Raw genomic sequence first — 2427 nt, forward strand, 5'->3', positions numbered from 1 at the left:
GCTCGCGAAAGCGGAGTGTCAGCTAAATAATTTTCGACTGACACTCCGCCTTCGCGAGCAAGCCCGCTCCCACACTGGGTTCAGTGATTGGTCAGTGACGGCTCATCAAGCCGTGCAACACACCGAGGCGCAGCCCCGGTTCCGACGGCACCATCTGCGAAATGCCAAACACCTTGAACGCCGCCAGCATCAGCACCAGCCCTCCCGGGAGGATGCTCTGGCGATGCGGTTGCAGACCGGCGAGTTTCAACTGCTGCACGTTCTTCACCTTCAGCAGCAACAGCGACAGGCGCAACAACCCACCATAGGTGATGCCATCCTGACCGAAGTCATTCAAGCGATTAGCCTTGAGCACCTTCGCCAGCATCCGCGCCGTGCCCGACGAGCCAATGGTTTGCTGCCAGCCCTGCGCGCGATAGCGACGGGCGACTTTTTCGAATTGCAGGATCGCCACGCGCTCGGCTTCCTGCAGCGCACCGGGCGCGATGCGCCCGTCAGGGAAATAGCGTGCGCCCAGTGTGCCGCTGCCAATGGCGATGCTTTCGGTGAGCAACGGTTGCGACCCCTGGCCGAGAATCAGCTCGGTGGAACCACCGCCAATGTCTACCACCAGCCGCATGTCCTCCGCCCCCGGCAGGGAGTGGGCGACGCCGGCATACACCAGTTGCGCCTCTTCATGGCCGGAAATGACGTCGATACGAAACCCCAGATGGCGTTCGGCACTGTGCAGAAACAACTGCGCATTGTCGGCCTCGCGTACTGCGCTGGTCGCCACGGCCCGCACCTTGCCGGCCTCGAATCCGCGCAGTTTCTTGCCGAACCGCGCCAATGCCTGCCAGCCTCGATCCAGCGCCATTTCATCCAGAGCACCGCCGTCAAAGCCCTCGGCCAGCCGCACCGGTTCACGCAGGGTTTTGACTTCCTGAATCATGAAGCCTTTTCGACTGCGAACCGACTGGCCGATCATCAGGCGAAACGCATTCGAGCCCAGGTCGATGGCGGCAAACAGCGAGGCGTCTTCTTTCATGGGAATCCCTGCGAAACATCCGTCGAAGGCTCAAGACGGTTTGCGAGGATTCTGCGGTGCGCTTGATGACATCCTGATGACGGGGCAGGGGCGGTTCAGTGAATTGTTGGCTGTCATGACACTGTCATTATCCGGCGTCTATCCTGACCCCAATACATCGCGTGTTCTTAAAGTTTTTGCTGCCTCTTTGGGCAGCTTTTTTTTGCCCGCGATTTGGCAAGCCGTGCGCAAGGTTTGCAATCGTGGGCGTCCCTTGGCTAATATACGATCCATATACACTTCGTATCGGATTCGGATGTGGGCATCGTAAAGATTTCAGAAGACATGCACGAGAACCTGCGCATCTCCAGCACCGCGCTCAGCCGCTCGATCAACGCGCAGGCCGAGCACTGGATGCGCATCGGCATGCTCGCCGAGCTGCACCCCAACCTCGACCACAGCGCCATTTGCCGCTTGCTGATCCGCGCCGAACAGAACGGCGGGCTGGATCTGCATCAACTGACTCAGGAAGCCGTCAGCGCATGAGAAATCAGATCAAGATCAATACCCCTGCGGAAATCGCGAAGTCGCGCGCGGCGGGCAAACTCGCCGCCGAAGTGCTGGCGATGCTGGTGCCGCACGTCAAGGCTGGGGTGACGACCGATGAGCTGGATCGGTTGTGCAACGACTACATCGTCAACGTGCAGAAAGCCATTCCGGCCAACGTCGGTTATCACGGCTTCCCGAAAACCGTCTGCGCCTCGGTCAACGATGTGGTGTGCCACGGCATCCCGTCGGGCACGCCGCTGAAGGATGGCGACATCGTCAACCTCGACATCGCGGTAATCAAGGATGGCTGGTTCGGCGACACCAGCCGCATGTACGTGGTCGGCGAGGCGACGCCTGAAGCACAACACCTGATCAAGACCACCTACGACGCGATGTGCGCGGGCATCCGCATGGTGCGTCCGGGCGCGACACTGGGCGACATCGGTCATGCGATCCAGAGCCTGGCGGAGAGCGAAGGTTTCAGCGTGGTGCGCGAGTATTGCGGGCATGGCATTGGCAAGGTGTATCACGATGAACCGCAGATCCTGCATTACGGTTTTCCCAATCAGGGCATGAAGCTCAAGGCGGGGATGATCTTCACCGTCGAGCCGATGCTCAATGCCGGCAAGCGTCATGTGAAGAACATGCCGGACGGCTGGACGGTGCTGACCAAGGATGGCTCGCTGTCGGCGCAGTGGGAGCATATGGTCGCGGTGACCGAAACCGGTTTCGAAATTCTCACGGCGTGGCCGGATCAGATTGAAGGATTTGCACCGATTAGCTGAGCGCCACAAAAAAACTGTGGGAGCGGGCTTGCTCGCGAAGGCGGTGTGTCATTCAACATAAACAGTGACTGACACACCGCCTTCGCG

3 protein-coding genes are annotated in these 2427 nt (G+C 59.9%); 2 read left to right on the forward strand and 1 reads right to left on the reverse strand.

Going from position 1 to position 2427, the window contains the following annotated elements; genetic code table 11:
- Window positions 1-91 precede the first annotated feature (91 nt).
- A complete protein-coding gene (locus QMX91_RS30690; protein WP_134786610.1) occupies window positions 92-1027 on the reverse strand; it encodes a Ppx/GppA family phosphatase in 936 nt (311 codons plus the stop codon).
- Between the two features lie 297 nt (window positions 1028-1324).
- Between QMX91_RS30690 and QMX91_RS30695 the strand changes: the two genes are divergently transcribed.
- Window positions 1325-1552: a ParD-like family protein gene (locus QMX91_RS30695; protein WP_025111624.1), complete on the forward strand. Its 228-nt coding sequence runs from the start codon at window positions 1325-1327 to the stop codon at window positions 1550-1552.
- Window positions 1549-2340 (forward strand): type I methionyl aminopeptidase, encoded by a 792-nt coding sequence (gene map, locus QMX91_RS30700; protein WP_135295991.1) that lies wholly within the window; start codon window positions 1549-1551, stop codon window positions 2338-2340. The genes QMX91_RS30695 and map overlap by 4 nt, the downstream gene beginning before the upstream one ends.
- Window positions 2341-2427: the final 87 nt, after the last annotated feature.

This window comes from Pseudomonas sp. PS01299, assembly GCF_029960145.1.
Classification (GTDB): Bacteria; Pseudomonadota; Gammaproteobacteria; order Pseudomonadales; family Pseudomonadaceae; genus Aquipseudomonas; species Aquipseudomonas putida_A.